Here is a 17,542-nt window from a genome sequence, read left to right on the forward strand (position 1 = left end):
TGACGGAGGATTAACACATTAGAATAAAAGAAGAGATTAAACCTTTAATCCATTAGGAATTTTTTAAATTTACAAGACCTCATTGCTATAAAAAGTGACTTCCCTAAAAGAGCAAAATAGACAGACCTAATAAGCTATTGATGAAAGAAAACAAAATACCTGTTCAGACATTATTAAAAGGTGAGTATTTAAAAGTCATTCGCTTTCATAAGGATTTAGATGATCTATCGGTCGTTCCACACAGGCATGATCATTATGAATTGATATTGGTCTTAGGAGGAAATGGACAACATACCATCAATTTTAAAAAGTATGAAATTTCTCCTGATAAGCTTTTTTTTATCAATACTGGACAAGTTCATCAAATAGATAATTTTGATAGAGAGGGTTGGTTAATTCTTTTTGGAGAGGAAATTTTGAATAGGTTTTTACAAATCCATCCTCAGCAAAATGAGTCAGGATTGTTGAATTCATTTTCTTCTAATCCATACATTGTTTTAGATGATACTTTAGAAAAGATATTTCTATTGATTGTCACGCAAATTCAAACGGAATTAATTGATGCCAAACAAGATGCCAACGTTTTGTTACATTATATTTCCTTGTTTTTATTACATGCTAACAAGGCACATATACAGCAATATCCAAAAGACCAACTAAACCCAATAAATAGAAAACAGTTTTTGTTGATTAAAGACTTGGTAGATGTACATTACAAAGATCAACATCAAAGTTCTTTTTATGCTGAGGTCATGAATATGGATATTAAAAAGGTGAACAAAATATGTAGACAATCTACAGGAATGACTTTGTTTGGAATTTTACAAGAAAGGATGCTAACCGAAAGTAAAATTCAACTTCAAACCTCTTCGAAATCCATTAAGGAAATTAGTTATGACTTAGGATTTAATGATCCTGCCTTTTTTGGAAAGTTTTTTAGAAAACACACTGGTATTACCCCGTTAAACTTTAGAGAAAAGAGGCGTGTTTAAACAATAGATTGCCCGAAAAGAACCATTCCTTTAGTGCTACCGTACCTTATTTTTGTTGGTATGGAAGCACAGAAACAATTTATCAAAGCATTTGGATGGGGAGTTATAGCCTCCTTTTTTTTATCCTCAACTTTTATTATTAATAGCGTTATTTCTGGAGCTGGAGGACATTGGACATGGACCGCAAATCTTAGAACGTTATTTCTAATTCCAATACTTGCTTTGGTGCTGCTTTTTACCAAGCAATTAAAAACCCTATTAATAGTACTTAAAAAAAGTCCCTGGGTGTTTGTAAAGTGGGGAACTGTTGGTTTTGGAATTTTATACACTTCATTATCTGTCGCTTCTTTAATGGTTCCAGGATGGATGGTTGCCGCTATTTTTCAGATAAATATATTGGCAGGAATGTTACTTTCTCCTTTTATATATAAAGATGAAAGAAAGTTCATTCCTAAAAAATCACTTTTGATATCTGTGTTGATTGTTTTAGGGGTTTTGGTGATGCAATTTGAAAACTTCACCGAATTATATGTTTTTTTACCTGCTATGATGAGTTTTTTTCTGGTGCTGATTGGAGCCATAGTTTGGCCCTTGGGAAATAGAAAATTAATGGTGGTTTGTGAAGAAGAAGAGTTTAAATTAAATGCCATTCAAAGAGTTTTAGGAATGAGTATTGGTTGTATTCCTTTGATGATTGTTATTGGTATTGTTGGTTTTGTTGAGGTGGGGTTGCCTAGTCAAAATCAAGTCATGTCGTCTTTTTATTCAGCCATATTTTCTGGTTTTTTGGGAGGGGTCGCCTTTTACAAAGCAACACAAATGATCCATCAATCTCCCATTCAATTAGCAGCGGTAGAGGCGACTCAGGTTTTTGAAATTATATTTGCCTTGATTGGAGAGATGTTTTTAATGAATGCCCCAATTCCTGGAATATATGGTCAGGTTGGAATGATGATGATTGCAGTGGGAATTCTGATTCATTTGGTCAATAATTGGAAACGTTCTAAAAAATGGATATTCCAATTAAAAGTTTAGGATATATTGGGTTCTCTGTTTTGTGAAATTTGTAAATAAAACAATAGTTTTGTGAGTCCTTTAAACAGAATAATCAATCATGTCTGAGCAGTATCCTCTTAGAAAAAATAAAACACCTTGGCCCACAAAAAAAGCGATGGAGCAGGTGTATGAAATGAAATTGTGGGGGAGTGGAGAAGAAATGTTTTATTCTGGAGATGGCTCTCATATATCAAAAATTGTGGAGCCATATAAACAAGCTGTGATATCATTTTTAAACTCTTTTCCAACACCTATTACAGTCTGTGATTTTGGTTGTGGAGATTTTAATATAGGAAAAGACTTTGTACAATATACTAAACATTACAAGGCGGTAGATATTGTAGCTCCACTAATAAAATACAACAAACAAAAGTATCAGGAAGAAAATTTAACTTTTTATTGTTTAGATCTTGCCGTGGATGAGTTACCCAAAGGAGATTGTGCTATTGTTAGACAAGTATTACAACATTTATCTAACAAAGAAGTACAAGCTATTTTAGATAAATTGACGGATTTTAAATATATAATTTTAACGGAACATATCCCTGTAGGAGATTTTATTCCTAATCAAGATATTATTTCTGGACAAGGAATCAGGATAAAAAAACAAAGTGGTTTGGATATTTTAAAAGCTCCTTTTTGTTTTCAAGTAAAAGAAACAAAAGAACTCTGTTCTGTAATGTTATCTCCCAAAAAGGGTAGGATCGTCACTTATTTATATAAGGTTTTTTAAAGCTTATTGAATTTTACAGTTATTGAACAATACTTTATCAGGTTTGTTAAACTCGGTACCATTGACATCAAAAAGAACGTTGTTAAATTGAATGTTTTGACTTCCCATAACTTCCATCGTGGTATCTTTTGTTTTGATATAAGCATTGTTAATTTGAATATTTTCAGCATCACGAATGGTGATGAGATTCGTCCCTTTAGCATCCACATTATCGATGATCAAATTTTTCATTGGTGATTCTGGAATTCCGTAAATTTTTAAAAAATGCGTGCTGTTTTCTATGATGATATTCGTGATGGAAATATCACGAAAAAAAGGAGTTAAGTTGGTTACTTTTCTAGCAGGCAATCTTTCAGCCAATGCTCCTACATAAGCAGGTGTTCCTAACATATCCCATTTGATGGCTGTGGCTTCTAAATTCATACGAATTCTATCATAATACAAATGTTCTCCACCACCACCTCTTGGTCTACGAGTTTTAAAACGAATTCCGACAACAGTTCCTTCAAACACACAATCGTGAACATATAAGTTTCTAATAGTTCCTGCAGTTTCACTACCACAAGTAATTCCTCCATGTCCTTTTTGTGCCAAACAATAACGAACCACTACATTTTCGGTTGGTTTATTGACTTTTAATCCATCTTCACCACGACCAGATTTCATGGTAAAACAATCATCCCCTGTATTCAACGTACAATATTCAATCAATACATTTTTTGAAGATTCAACATCAATTCCATCCCCGCGAGGAATTCCGTAAGAATTGACATATACACCACGAATGATGACATTTTCACAATAGGTAGGAACAATGTTCCAAAAAGCCGTATTTTCTAAAGAAACTCCTTCTATGTACACATTTTTACAGTTGATTGGAGAAATGAACTTTGGAGGAAAGATCCAACTTTCTTTTGATCCATCGTGGATGCGTTCTGAGGATGGTTTAGAGAGATCTACCAAGGTTTCAATAGGCTCTAAATAAGAACGTTCTTTGATTTCTCCAGCATAAGGCCCTATTAACTTCCCTTTTCCTGTGATGGCTATGTTTTCTTGTCCGTTTGCATAAATACAAGCCGCTAAAGACATCACTTCTAAACTTTCTATACGAGTAAAAACAGCAGGTTGATAATCTTTTACGTTTGTGCTAAACTGTAATACAGCATTTTCAGAAATGTGTAAATTCACGTTGCTTTTTAAAACAATACGTCCGGTTTTCCAATTTCCTTGGGGAATGATGACTTTTCCTCCTCCTTGCTTAGAAAGTTCATCAATGGCATTTTGGATAATGTTTGTGATTAAGATCTCTTGTTTTCCTTCTAAAGCTTTGTTTAAGTTTTTATCTCTGTTAGGAAAGTTAGGCTTTTTGAAAACAGGCATGTCAAAAGGAGCTGACACTGGAGCAATGTTTTCAGGCATGACCAAATATCCAACTTGTTCTTTGGTTGGAATGGTTTTTAACAAACTTTTATTTGGACCTATCGTTGGATTGTTTTTACAACTTAAAACAAATAATATACTAATTAGGGATGTTAAGAATCTCATAACTTCATGTAGTGTTCAATTTGTAAAAATAGCATTTTATGAAAGTAGACACTATAATTTTGTTCAGTGGTTTATTTTGTAAAAAGTTTACATTTAGACATAGTTTCTCTTCCATTTGACGTTGAATTTACCACCCTCTATAAAAAAGTTATCAACATGAAGTATTGGGCTTTACTTTTCAGTACCTCAAACGATTACAAAACAAATCAATCGTAATTTTTTTAAATTTTTAGAGACCTCAAACAAGCTCAAAAAAACTTAAACTAAACAGGTTTAAACTGTTGAAAACTATAGTTTTGAATGTTATGGTAGATTTTGTATAGCTGTTAATTTAGGAAGTATCTACGCACAGTGTGTAGGTTGCTCGTTAGAGTATCATTTTAAAATTTTAATTGTATGATTCAGGTAAAACCTATACAAAAAGTGAATCCGCTAGACTTAACCGCGGAAAGAAAGTATTATGCGCATGCTGTAGCTACTGGAACGGTAGATTTGGAACGGTTGGCCTTTTTAATTGCTAACCAAAGCACCGTAAGAGAGGCTGATTGTTATGCTGTTACTTTGTCTTTAGTACACAATATGATTGATGCCTTGGAACAAGGCAATATTGTGAAACTAGACAAATTAGGTTCTTTTCAAATAGGAGTAAACTCAACAGGAGTTAGCACCGAGAAAGATTTAACAGCAAATGCCATTAAAAAAGCCCATGTAAATTTTAGACCTGATGCAGGTTTGAGAAAAATGCTAAAAAACTTAAAGTTTAAAGTGTCTTCTTAGCTTTCTTTTTAGAAAAACAGAAGTTTTTAATGTCCCTGACAGTAATACCTGTCGGGGATTTTTTGTTTTTTATAAAAACTGCACCTTTTCAGTTCCACAAAAGGAACGGTGCTTTTGTTCAACTGAAACGTTTCTCTTAGTCAACCGAAACGTTGCTCTTATGTAAGAGGAACGTTTTAGTAGGATTATTCCACGGTGACTTCGAGAGCCTCAGTCACAGATTTTAGAGTGTTTTGGTTATTGAGTTTATTTAAATACAACCACAATAATAAAGGTAGCTGAGGCTCTCGAAGCTACTTGCCGATACAGAAATTAGCAAAAATATTCCCTAGTAAATCATCGTTGGTGACTTCACCGGTGATGAGTCCAAAATAGTATAACGTTTCACGAATGTCAATGGCCATTAAATCGCTAGACACATTGTTTAATATGGCTTCATCTACTTTGTTAATTTCATTTAAAGCCTTTAGTAACGCATCATAATGACGTGAGTTGGTCACAATGGTATCACTATTATTTAAAGCTCCAATATTCACCATTTTAATCAACTCATTAGTTAAAATTTCTATCCCAGTTTTAGACTTTGCAGAAATGGCAATTAGTTCTGGAATTTCTTCTTTTAAAGCCAAGATGTTTTCATCTGAAATGGTATCGGCTTTGTTACCAATCACAATCAATTGTTTTTGAGGGAACTTATTTTTAATAGAAGCCAATTCGGTCTTAATAGTTGAGACTTGATATTGGATGCCATTCAAATCAAACAAATAAATAACCACTTGTGCTTGAGCTATTTTTTCAAAGGTTTTCTGAATACCAATGCTTTCTACCACATCTTTGGTTTCTCTAATTCCTGCTGTATCAATAAAACGGTAAGCAACCCCATCTATAATGATTTCATCTTCAATGGTGTCACGAGTAGTTCCTGCAATATCTGAAACAATGGCACGTTCTTCGTTTAACAAAGCGTTTAATAGGGTAGATTTCCCCACATTGGGTTCTCCTACAATGGCTACTGGAATTCCGTTTTTAATCACATTTCCAACGGCAAAAGAATCAATCAATCTTTTTAAAACCAGCTGAATTCTAGCCACTAATTTTTTGAACTCAGTTCTATCGGCAAATTCCACATCTTCTTCGGCAAAATCTAATTCTAATTCAATCAAAGAAGCAAAGTTGATTAATTGATCACGTAAGTTCTGAATTTCATTAGAAAAACCACCACGCATTTGTTGCATGGCTACTTGATGAGAAGCTTCAGAGTCAGAAGAAATCAAATCTGCCACGGCTTCTGCTTGAGACAAGTCTAATTTCCCGTTGATAAAAGCACGTAGTGTAAACTCACCGGCATCGGCCATTCTAGCTCCTTTTTGCAGTAGGATTTGTATAATTTCTTGCTGAATGTATAAAGAACCATGACAAGAGATTTCAATGGTATCTTCTCCTGTGTAGGAATGAGGGTTTTTAAACACAGAGACCAATACTTGGTCAATCACTCTATTGTTATCCATAAAGTGCCCCAAATGTAAGGTATGCGATTTTTGGTCTAACAAAGACTTATTTTCCTTGATAGAGGTAAAACAATCATTCGCAATGGTAATGGCATCTGGTCCAGACAAACGAATCACAGCAATGGCTCCTACACCAGAAGCAGTGGCTAAAGCAACAATAGTATCTTTTAAAATCATGTGGCAAAATTACGTGTTTTTATAGAGAATCACGTAGCGTTTTCTTAACTATTCAAAATACGATTGATGGACTGTAATTCTTCCTGAGAAAAATCAGTATTGTTTAATGCCAATACATTTTCTGCCAATTGGTTTGGACTACTAGCACCTACCAACACTGTAGTAATGGCAGGTTGTGTTAAAATCCAAGCCACCGCCATTTGTGATAATTTTTGTCCTCGCTGTAAAGCAATTTCATTCAGTTGTTGAATTTTATCGATGGTTTTAGGAATTTCATCAGCAGTTAAATAAGTATTATTCTTAGAAGCCCTAGAGTTTTCTGGAATTCCTTTTAAATATTTATCTGTTAACAATCCTTGCGCTAATGGAGAAAAAACAATTGATCCTATTTTTTCATCTAACAAAGTAGGGAGCAATTCAGTTTCTACAGAACGCTCTAACATAGAGTATTTAGATTGGTGAATAAGAACAGGAGTTCCTAAGTCTTTTAATATTTTTTGAGCTTTGATGGTTTCTTCTGGACTGTAACGAGACAAACCAATATACAAAGCTTTTCCTTGTTTTACCATTAAGCTTAAGGCATGCATGGTTTCTTCTAAAGGCGTTTCAGCATCCGGTCTGTGGTGATAAAAAACATCTACATAATCCAAGCCCATGCGTTGTAAACTCTGGTCTAAACTAGCCACTAAATACTTTTTAGAACCATTGTTTCCATAAGGACCAGGCCACATATCGTATCCTGCTTTAGAAGCAATAAACAACTCATCTCTATGATTGGCAAAATCTTTTTTTAGAATACGACCAAAATTTTCTTCGGCACTTCCGTATGGAGGTCCATAATTGTTTGCCAAATCTAAATGTGTAATTCCTAAATCAAAGGCTTTTTTTAAGATGTTTCTTGCATTTTCAAAAGAATCGTAAAAACCAAAGTTATGCCATAATCCCAAAGATATTTTAGGTAATAAAACACCGCTGTTTCCACAACGATTGTAGGCCATAGTATTATATCTTTCAGGATTTGGAATATAAGTGGTAGGATTAGATTTGTCGTTGATGTTCATATTGTTGTTTATTTTGCTGACTAATGTACAAAAGGAATTTTACATATGTAAGGTTGCTTTACCAATATAATTCACCAAATCACTAGCAATTAAAGAAGGCATTCCTATTTCTTTAATAGTTAAATCGCCAGCCAATCCGTGTAAATAAACCCCTAAAATAGCCGCTTGCAAGGGCGTGTATTTTTGAGCCAACAAACCGGCAATCATTCCTGTTAATACATCTCCGCTACCACCTGTAGCCATGCCCGGGTTTCCTGTGCTGTTAAAATAAATAGTTCCGTTTACATCAGCAATAGCAGTATGGGCTCCTTTGAGCACCACTAGGCATTGATAAGTTGCTGTAAAAGCTCTTAGTTTTTGCAACTTTTCAGTTTCATTGGTAAAAGAACCTACCAAACGTTCAAACTCTTTAGGGTGTGGAGTAAGAATACTGTTTTTTGGAATTTGATTTAACCATTCTTTATTCTTGGCTAAAATATTAATAGCATCTGCATCAATCACCATCGGCGTTTTGGTGGCTTTGATGACCAAGTGTAAAAAAGTTTGCGTTTTAGGATGAATGCCTAACCCTGGTCCAATTCCCACTGTTTTATGAGTGCTGATATAATTTCCTTCTAAAAAATGCTCACAAGGTAAATTACCGGTCCACATAGCCTCTGGCACACTTGTTTGCAAAATTTGCATCCCACAATTAGGCGTGTAGGCAGTAGCCAAACCTGCTCCAATTCTTAAACTCGCTTTGGTTGCCAAAACTACGGCTCCCATTTTTCCATAACTCCCACCAATCATTTCTACATGTCCAAAAGTACCTTTGTGAGAAAAGGAAGCTCTTTTTTCAGTGAATTTTAAGATGTCTTTTGATTGGATATACTCGTATTGAGTCTCAATAGTTTGTTTATAATTTTCTGACAAACCGATGGATAAAATTTTCCAATTCCCTACATAATGTGCGGTTTTGGGTAATAAAAAAGTAAGTTTTGGAGCTTCAAAGGTTAAAGTATAATTGGCTTTTAAGATAGTATTCTCTTTGGAGAAATCTGCCACTTCGCAAGGCAATCCGGAAGGGATGTCTATCGCTACTTTTTGATTATTGAGTGTGTTTATTTGATCAATCAATATTTTACAAACACCTTCAATAGGTCTGTTGATTCCTGCTCCAAACATCGCATCAATAATTACAGAATGTTCCTCAATAGGAGGGATGTGTTTTTCTGAAATAATGGTTTTAATGGTAATACTATCTTTTAACAAAGCTAAGTTTTCTTCAAAATCAGGACTTGTATTAGGACTGTGTTTTACAACATAAACAGTCACTTTATATTGATGTGCTAATAAGATTCTGGCAATCACCAAACCATCACCACCATTGTTACCCAACCCACAAAAAATAGTAAAATGAGTATGAATAGGATATTTATTCCTTAACCATGTTGCACATTTATCTGCGGCACGTTCCATAAGTTGTGCCGAAGTTATTTTTTGTTCTTGAAGGGTATAAATGTCTAACTCTTTTATTTGAGGAGCATTGAATATTTTCATAGGACATGTATTTATTTTAAAATTATGGATTTCTTTTTAATAATCAATTTCGTGCCAAAGTGTAGTTTTTTATTATTTTTAGAGGTAAACTAAACTATAATGCAGAAAATAATTGAACTATTTAAAGAAGTTTTTGATACCCATCAAGAATATTTAGGAACTGTGGTAGAGCATCACATTCAAAAATTAAGAGAATTAGATGAGTATTTACCCCCAACACAATCTTTTTTTATTGTAACCAATACTTCTAAACAAACCTATGAATTTGTGAGTAAGAATTTTGAAGTAGCTTTAGGATTGGATAGAAATAGAATGACCACAGAAGGTTTGTCTTATTGGTTTTCTCATTTTCATCCTGAAGATATTCCCCTTTGGATGGGAGCCTTGGAGGATATGATGATATATACCATGACTCAAGTAGCTGAAGAAGACCGTACTAAATTGTGTTATACATGGAATATAAGAGTTAAAAATTCTAAAGGGGAATATGTAAATATTTTTGAACATCAAACGCCGACCTATTTTGATGAACAAGGAAAACCCATTATTGGTATTTCTCATGGATCTGTAACCGGAAATGGAGAAAGAAAACCCATTATTGGAGTGATTAAAAAGCTAAACGACCAAAATGAATATGAAACCATCTATTATAAAAATTACTCACAAAAATTATTGTCTATATCGTTAAGCAATAGGGAACAAGATGTAATTCGTTTGTTGGCTTTAAACAAAACCAGTAAAGAAATTGGAGAAAAGCTATTTATCAGCCAACATACCGTTGATGGACATAGAAGAAGTATTTTAAAAAAATTAAATTTTAGTTCAACGCAAGAATTGGTGCATTATTGCTTAACACATCAGTTGTTTTAAAAAAATACTCAATATTGAGGGTTGTGATATAATAGGCTTTAGGTTTAATTTTAGAGTAAACTAAACTATTATGAAAAATATATGTATCACTACTTTAATGTTATTTACTGCATTAACGTTTTCTCAAGTTTCATTTAAAGTAAATCCTTCAAAAGTTAAAGAAGTTAAAAATACATCTTACGATCGTTTTAATTACATAGAAGTCCACCCCAAAGAATTTTGTGGTAACTATTATAAACACAGTGATTATAATAAATTTGGGATGCAATGGAGTGTAGAAACTGAAATTACATTAAATCCAGATGGGACTTGTAAAACACGCTGGTATAACAGCGGGTATTCTGGTAGAAAACCGAAAACCACCTTGGTTTCTGGAACTTGGGCAATGGCTGTTAAAGATAATAAGCCGATTACTAAATTAAAAGACGGCAACACTTGGTATCAAATTATTTTAATGTCTGGTTCTGATAAAAAATTAGCATATTACGACCATTCTGCCTACTACGATTGGGTGACTGCTGATAAAACTACTAGCTACCTACAATTGGTGTTTTCTAGTGATGCTCCTGTACAAAAACAAAAGAAATAGAATTAAAAACTAAACTTATGAAACACATTTTTATACTATTTTTCATCTGTTCTCATTTTGTTTTTGCACAAAAAACAGAAACTTTTACACAAAAAATTATAGGGGAGTCTCAGGCTAATGGTGGAGAGTTTGGATATGAGGCAATTATAAAATATTATGTAAATGCACCTGGTTTAGGTGATATTTATGCAAAAGTTGGAATTGTAGATTTTAAAATTACATGGTTTGAATATAAAGGCAAAAGAGCTGATAATATGGATGCTTTTAATTTTCCTATATCAATTTCAAAAATACAATGTGATTTTAATGGTAGGTTAGATATTGGTCGTTTGCCTACACAAGTTGCGGTTGAAATAGTAATGAGAGGTGTGCAACAAGGACAACTAGATATAAAATATTTTGAAAAGAATGATATAAACCAAATAGTAAATTATTTTGACCTAAAACAAAATAAACAAAATCTAGAAAAAGTTTATTTAAATTTTAAATATGCTCAATTATCAGTGGGGTATTTAGAAGCATTGTCTAAAATTGCTACGCATATTGATAAACAACAAAATACGGTAACACAAGAAAACGAACTAAAACAAGTATCGGAAGAGAAAATAGAAACGCAAAAAAAATCGGTTTCTAAGAACAAGAACTCAACAACAAACAATCAATATAAATTCAATACCCAAACAAAAACACAAAGTTCTAATAGTAGCAATGCTAATGATAAATTTTACAAATCAATTAAACAATTTGAGCAAAAGCAGAAAAGAAAAATGGAAAGTGCCCAAAGGTATGAGTATTATACTGCTAGAAATTTAAACTTTATACAAGATCAGCTAAGTAGGAACACACAAATAAAAGTTAATTTATCATCTATACAAACAGCAAAATCACCTGAAGAAGTTTTGTTGAATTTAGAAAATATAAAAGCTTCATTAGATCAAAAAATAGAGAATAACAATCAAACATTTTAAAATACGATGGCTTATGTAAGTTCTATGTCTTCAAATACGAAAGAAGAATTACATACAAACATAGCTGCTGCTGGATTCATGGGGCTTAAGACTCTTGCAGATAATAGCAAAGCTAAAAAGGAAAAAAAACAAGCAGAAAGAAATGCAAGAACAAAAATGTTAAATTTTAAAGAAGAAATTATTGAAGCTTATAACAATGGTTTAAATGAAAGCATAAACACACTTGTCAATACACCCAATGAAAATGTAGAACAATATGCAATAGATTTAAACCAATATTATCAATGTTTAATTAAAGAAGTAAATAATAATTTTTCTTACAAAAGTTCCTCATGGTCTACACCTTCTTCATTATGTAAACAACCAGTTGCAGCTAGAGTTATTGAAAAGGAAGTAACATCGGATGATTATTTAAAAATTTCTAAAAGAAAATTTAAGTTTTATGGTAAGTATAATGATGAACGTTTTTTTGAATCTGCTAAAATGTACGTAAACAAAGCTATTGAATCCGATAAAAAAAATGCATCAGCCTATATTTACAGAGCTATTATTAATGGAAATGATATTATTGAACAATACAGAGATGTTTTAATTGCTGAATATTTAAAAGGTAATAAGTTTAACGATAAGTCTCTTAAAAAAGAAATAGAAAATCAGTTTAATCAAGAGTACAAAGTAGCCGTAAATGTAAGTGATATTGTTTTTTTAGAAAGAGCGGCAACCTATGAATTATATCCTAGTGATAAATTATACAGTCCTATACAAACAGCCATAAAATTAAACAATGCCGCTGTCTTTGCTATCTTAGCAAAACAAAAAACAGAGTTGTATTCAAAATATAAATTTGACTATTTTTTGCAAGCCACAATTAACAATAATAACAACATTGTAGATTATATTATAAAAAATGAACCAAGTGAATTTGTTAAGGATATAAAAATTAAAGATGCCTTAGAGATTGCTTTTTTTAATGATAATCATGTTATTTTTAATTTGTTGTTAGACAATGGAGCTTTAACAAAATATTTAGATCAAAAAGTACTAAGCAATCAAGTACTAAAAACTAAATATGCATATTATTTAATTAATGCAGGTTACACTTTAGGAAAATTAAACTTAGTTAAAAAAGGAAATGAGTTTTATGAATTTCCAGAGGATTTCTATGTTAGTACTCTTGTAAATGGTCAAAAAGAAAAAGAATCAAATGAAATAACGAGTTATTTTTTATCTAAAATAAAAAATAAAATAATAAAAGTTAATGGAAATAGCTTATATCATATCGCTATAAAAAACGACGATCTTTCTTTATTAAACAACTTAGCTTTACAAGGTTTTGAAAAAAATATATTAGATGATGATGGATTTAATTTTATATCTGCCATAGCTATTTATGGACCAGATGAAGTTTTAAATAATTTAAGTAACTTAAATTTAGACCTAAACATTAAGGATGAAAGAGGTATGACTCTTTTGCATTATTGTGCTTTAGCAAACCATCCTAATATGGTATACATAGCTGAAAAAATTTTAGAAACCAAAAATGTAAATGTAAATACTCAAAACAATATGGGATATACACCACTACATTATGCAGGTAAAAATAATGATTTATCTATGTATATGACTTTATTAAATTACAATGCTGATAAAACCATAAAAGATAATAAAGGACAACTTGCCAAACTAAAATAAAAGAAATTATGAAAAATGTTTTTTACTCAATTTTAAGTTTAATTATTTTAAGTAGTTGTGCCACAATAAATTCTAAAAGTGTTTATCCGGTAACTATTAAAAGTAATGAACCTGTAAAAGTTACCGTATATAATAAAAAGAACATAAAAATTGCTGAGACCAAAACATTAGCTCAAGAAAACAGTTTTCAGCTAAAATCATCTGCAGGATATTTCCAAAAAGCAAAATATCATTTAAGAGTAGAGAAAAATAGATTTATGACTCAATATTTTACTGTAGACAGTCAAATTGATGATTTTTATTGGGGAAAATGGTCAGATGGTGCAATGGGGTTAGAATTGTTTTACATGGCTTCTGGTGGTTTGCTTTATGGGATGCTCATTACAGATCCAATAACAGGAGCTATGTATGAGTTTAAAAAAACAAACTACAATGTTGATTTAAAACCGTATGTAAAAACAATTTTAGATAAAAATGAATTAATAGAAAAATATAACAAGCTGAATAATTAATATTTCATTTGGTATAGTTGGTTAAGAATTTCTAAGATTGTTAGTATATTTGACTCTATGATAAGTCAAAAAGAGGTAAAGTTGATTGAATGTCCCAGAGATGCCATGCAAGGAATCAAGGAATTTATATCTACTGATTTAAAAGCTAAATATATCAATGCCATTTTACAATGTGGTTTTGACACGGTGGATTTTGGGAGTTTTGTTTCTCCTAAAGCCATTCCTCAAATGGCTGATACTGCTCAAGTATTAAATAAACTTGACTTATCTAACACTAAAAGTAAGTTGTTGGCTATTGTGGCCAATGCTCGTGGAGCTACGGATGCTTGTGCTTTTGAAGAAATCACCTATTTAGGATATCCTTTTTCTATTTCCGAAATTTTTCAAGTTCGTAATACCAACAAAACCATTGAGGAGAGTTTTATGGAATTACAACAAATTATGGAGATTGCTCAAAAACACAACAAACAAGTAGTGACTTATTTATCTATGGGCTTTGGGAATCCTTATGGAGATCCTTGGAATGTAGAAATAGTAGGGAAGTGGGTAGAAAAATTATCTGCTATTGGGGTAAATATTCTGTCTTTGTCTGACACGGTTGGATCTTCAACACCAGAAGTGATTAGGTATTTATATGCTCATTTAATTCCTGCCTACCCAAAGGTTGAATTTGGGGCACATTTACATACGACTCCAAACAAATGGCATGAAAAAATAGAGGCTGCTTATAAAAGTGGTTGTCTTCGTTTTGATGGAGCTATTAAAGGATATGGTGGTTGCCCAATGGCTACTGATGCTTTAACAGGAAACATGCCTACTGAAAAAATGTTGTCTTACTTTACCCAGCAACAAGTATATACTGGAGTAAATTCTTTACGTTTTGAGAGTGCCTATAATGTTGGGTTACAAGTTTTTTAATTGACTATTATTAAATCTATGTAAATTTATTTATAATAAATTAAAATAACGTTTGTTTATTTAGAATTGGTCTGTATATTTGCAAAGCAAAAAACACAAACCATAACAAGTCTAAATAAAAATGAGAATTACAAAATTAACATTAGTAGCGATTGCAGCAAAAGGAATTATGTTTACATCTTGTAGTAAAGATGAAGTGAAAAATATTACAGATCCTATTGAATTCCCTAAAGATTTATCTGATATTGATGTTAGTGAATTAACGGTTCCTACAGATTATGTATTTAATAGAAATCAAACTACAACTATTGATTTTTCTGGGCAAACGACTAGGTTGTCTCAGGTAAATGAAATTGGGGGTTTGTTAAAAAGTACAAATCCAATTCCAACGCAAGAAGATTTTAGCAATAGATTTAATCAGGCAACTGGATTTACTGATGCTTCTTTAAACGGAAGTAAAAACGTGAGAAGTAAAGTAGCTGCCTCAGTAGGTTTGTTTCAAACAAACTTAACTTTAAGTGATGAGATTAAAGCTGATTTTGATGGTTATTTAACAAATCAAATAGCTGTATTAGAAAGTCAAAATGAAGCGAGCCAGGGAGTTGCAGGTACATTTGTTAGTGGAACAAGAACGAGATATTTTAATGAAAAAGGATTAGAGTATGATCAAGCTTTTTTCAAAGGATTAATTGGGGCTTTAACAATAGATCAATCTTTGAACCATTATTTCAATAGATTAGATGATAACTATGATTCATCAAATGCTTATAGAAATGATAATGATGCTGATGTGTTGGTTGATGGAAAAAATTATACAACTATGGAGCATCACTGGGATGAAGCTTATGGATATGTATATGGTTTAGATGGTGCAGACAAATTATTAGGACATTATTTAGAAGAAATTCAAGGGCAACAATATTTTGCAAACACTCCAGAAATTGTATTCAAAGCTTTTGTTATTGGTAGAGCTGCAATTGAAGCAAAACAATATGATGTTAGAGATGCTGCTGTTAAATTAATTAGATATCAAATTTCTAAAATTCCTGCAGCCAGAGGAATTTATTACTTACAAAAAGCTAAAGGAACTATAGCAGATTCTTCAGCGGATAAAAGAGACGCTTTTCATGCATTATCTGAGGCTTACGGATTTATTTATTCATTACAATTTACCTATAACCCTGCAACTAACGAGCCTTATTTCACGAATGCTGAAGTAAAAGCATTGATTGCTAAACTATATGGTGGAAATGGATTTTATGACGTAACAGCTCAAGTATTGGATGAAGTTTCTGCTGATATTGTCGCAAACTACGATTTTACCGTAGCAGATGTTATTCAATAAAAACAAATATTAATAAGAGATAATATTGAGGTATACTACTTTTTGTATGCCTCAATTTCTGTATTTTTGCACCTCATTTAGAAAAAACTAAAAATGAAAAAACTAATTTTATTAATCATAACATCTTCACTTTTAATTTCTTGTGTTAAAGAAAATAACGGAAATGTCACCATTGAAAAAGATAATTTTAATAGATCGTTAATTTTGTCTAATTGGGTACAAAATATTGTATTGCCTGCTTATGAAGATTTTAAAATAAAGTTAACGGATTTAAAAAGTAAAGAACAAAACTTTACAGCCAATCCAAACACAGCTACTTTAACGGAATTACAAGATGCGTTGTTTCAAGCTCAATTAGTTTGGCAGCACGTAGCCATGTTTGATTTACATAGAAATAGCTCAGAAAAAGCTTCTTATAGACTATTTATGAATACTTATCCTATCGACAATGAGACAAGTATTGGTAATTCTAATGAGGATGATGCTACCTTAATAGATCATTTAGAAAATGGTGATGCTAGTAATATCGAACTAGATAGATCTAATGCGATAGATGAACAAGGGTTTCCTGCTATCGATTATTTAATAAATGGAGTAGCTTTAACTAAATACACCACAGATCCAAAAAAAGAAAACTACAAAGTTTATTTAACAAAAGTGGTAGATAGAATGGTTTCCTTAACTAATAACGTGGTGAGTTATTGGAATAATAATGCAAGTGCTATCATTGCAAACAATGGTTCTTCTGCAACTGCTTCTTTTGATTTGATGTTAAATGATTATATCAATTATGTAGAACAAGGATTTAGAGAGTCTAAAATAGCAACACCTTCGGGGAAAAGAAGTGGAAATGAATTTAAAAATGAATTGGCTGTTGAATCTTATTACAGTGCAGACCATTCAAAGGCTTTGTTTGATGAGGCTTATAAAGCTGTGAAAAATTTATATTATGGAATTTCTTATGATGGAACCAAGACTGGAACTAGTATTGATGCTTATTTAAAATATTTAAATGCCGAATTTTTTAATACTTCAGATAAGAAAGACTATAAAATAGCTGACTATATTGACACAAAGTTTGCAGATATTGAAGCTGTAACTCAGGATTTAGATGATAATTTTGTAACACAAATTAACACAGATAACACAAAACTATTCACAACATTTAATGTAATTCAAGAATTTGTTGTGTTGATTAAAACCAATACTTTTCAAGCCTTAAACGTTAGGATTGACTACGTTGATGCTGATGGTGATTAA

At 32.0% G+C, this 17,542-nt stretch carries 16 protein-coding genes; 12 read left to right on the forward strand and 4 right to left on the reverse strand.

Features of this window, described 5'->3' with window-relative positions; translation table 11 throughout:
- Positions 1-140: 140 nt before the first annotated feature.
- From BUB70_RS04305 to BUB70_RS04315, 3 genes are all read left to right on the forward strand, one after another.
- On the forward strand, positions 141-992 hold the full coding sequence (locus BUB70_RS04305) for a helix-turn-helix transcriptional regulator (protein ID WP_073118702.1): 852 nt from the start codon (positions 141-143) through the stop codon (positions 990-992).
- A gap of 60 nt (positions 993-1,052) precedes the next feature.
- Positions 1,053-2,027 carry a DMT family transporter gene (locus tag BUB70_RS04310; protein WP_073118704.1) on the forward strand — a complete coding sequence of 325 codons (975 nt, stop codon included), beginning with the start codon at positions 1,053-1,055 and terminating at the stop codon, positions 2,025-2,027.
- Positions 2,028-2,106: 79 nt separating this feature from the next.
- Positions 2,107-2,781: a class I SAM-dependent methyltransferase gene (locus tag BUB70_RS04315; protein WP_073118706.1), complete on the forward strand. Its 675-nt coding sequence runs from the start codon at positions 2,107-2,109 to the stop codon at positions 2,779-2,781.
- A gap of 3 nt (positions 2,782-2,784) precedes the next feature.
- On the opposite strand, the gene BUB70_RS04320 is transcribed toward BUB70_RS04315, so the two are convergent.
- On the reverse strand, positions 2,785-4,326 hold the full coding sequence (locus BUB70_RS04320; protein ID WP_073118708.1) for a glycoside hydrolase family 28 protein: 1,542 nt from the start codon (positions 4,324-4,326) through the stop codon (positions 2,785-2,787).
- 396 nt (positions 4,327-4,722) lie between these two features.
- Here BUB70_RS04320 and BUB70_RS04325 point away from each other — a divergent pair, with 396 nt between their 5' ends.
- Positions 4,723-5,103 carry an HU family DNA-binding protein gene (locus tag BUB70_RS04325; protein WP_073118710.1) on the forward strand — a complete coding sequence of 127 codons (381 nt, stop codon included), beginning with the start codon at positions 4,723-4,725 and terminating at the stop codon, positions 5,101-5,103.
- Positions 5,104-5,396: 293 nt separating this feature from the next.
- Here BUB70_RS04325 and mnmE read toward each other — a convergent pair whose 3' ends face one another.
- From mnmE to BUB70_RS04340, 3 genes are read right to left on the reverse strand one after another with little or no spacing between them, the layout of a single operon-like run.
- Positions 5,397-6,788: a tRNA uridine-5-carboxymethylaminomethyl(34) synthesis GTPase MnmE gene (gene mnmE / locus BUB70_RS04330; RefSeq protein ID WP_073118712.1), complete on the reverse strand. Its 1,392-nt coding sequence runs from the start codon at positions 6,786-6,788 to the stop codon at positions 5,397-5,399.
- A 44-nt stretch (positions 6,789-6,832) separates the two neighbouring features.
- Positions 6,833-7,849 carry an aldo/keto reductase gene (locus BUB70_RS04335; RefSeq protein ID WP_073118714.1) on the reverse strand — a complete coding sequence of 339 codons (1,017 nt, stop codon included), beginning with the start codon at positions 7,847-7,849 and terminating at the stop codon, positions 6,833-6,835.
- Between the two features lie 39 nt (positions 7,850-7,888).
- Entirely contained in the window at positions 7,889-9,388 is a 1,500-nt protein-coding gene (locus BUB70_RS04340; RefSeq protein ID WP_073118716.1) for a bifunctional ADP-dependent NAD(P)H-hydrate dehydratase/NAD(P)H-hydrate epimerase, read from the reverse strand.
- Positions 9,389-9,487: 99 nt separating this feature from the next.
- Between BUB70_RS04340 and BUB70_RS04345 the strand changes: the two genes are divergently transcribed.
- From BUB70_RS04345 to BUB70_RS04380, 8 genes are all read left to right on the forward strand, one after another.
- Positions 9,488-10,258, forward strand: a complete 771-nt coding sequence (locus BUB70_RS04345) for a LuxR C-terminal-related transcriptional regulator (protein WP_073118718.1) — start codon at positions 9,488-9,490, stop codon at positions 10,256-10,258.
- 70 nt (positions 10,259-10,328) lie between these two features.
- Positions 10,329-10,847: a hypothetical protein gene (locus tag BUB70_RS04350; protein WP_073118720.1), complete on the forward strand. Its 519-nt coding sequence runs from the start codon at positions 10,329-10,331 to the stop codon at positions 10,845-10,847.
- Positions 10,848-10,864: 17 nt separating this feature from the next.
- Complete coding sequence (locus BUB70_RS04355) at positions 10,865-11,815, forward strand: hypothetical protein (protein WP_073118722.1); 951 nt, start codon at positions 10,865-10,867, stop codon at positions 11,813-11,815.
- 6 nt (positions 11,816-11,821) lie between these two features.
- Positions 11,822-13,507 (forward strand): ankyrin repeat domain-containing protein, encoded by a 1,686-nt coding sequence (locus tag BUB70_RS04360; protein ID WP_073118724.1) that lies wholly within the window; start codon positions 11,822-11,824, stop codon positions 13,505-13,507.
- Positions 13,508-13,515: 8 nt separating this feature from the next.
- Positions 13,516-14,019 (forward strand): hypothetical protein, encoded by a 504-nt coding sequence (locus BUB70_RS04365; RefSeq protein WP_073118725.1) that lies wholly within the window; start codon positions 13,516-13,518, stop codon positions 14,017-14,019.
- A gap of 57 nt (positions 14,020-14,076) precedes the next feature.
- Positions 14,077-14,937, forward strand: a complete 861-nt coding sequence (locus BUB70_RS04370; protein WP_073118727.1) for a hydroxymethylglutaryl-CoA lyase — start codon at positions 14,077-14,079, stop codon at positions 14,935-14,937.
- Between the two features lie 121 nt (positions 14,938-15,058).
- Entirely contained in the window at positions 15,059-16,282 is a 1,224-nt protein-coding gene (locus tag BUB70_RS04375; protein WP_073118730.1) for a DUF4856 domain-containing protein, read from the forward strand.
- Between the two features lie 93 nt (positions 16,283-16,375).
- Complete coding sequence (locus BUB70_RS04380; RefSeq protein WP_073118732.1) at positions 16,376-17,542, forward strand: imelysin family protein; 1,167 nt, start codon at positions 16,376-16,378, stop codon at positions 17,540-17,542.

The organism is Wenyingzhuangia marina (assembly GCF_900130035.1).
Classification (GTDB): domain Bacteria; phylum Bacteroidota; class Bacteroidia; order Flavobacteriales; family Flavobacteriaceae; genus Wenyingzhuangia; species Wenyingzhuangia marina.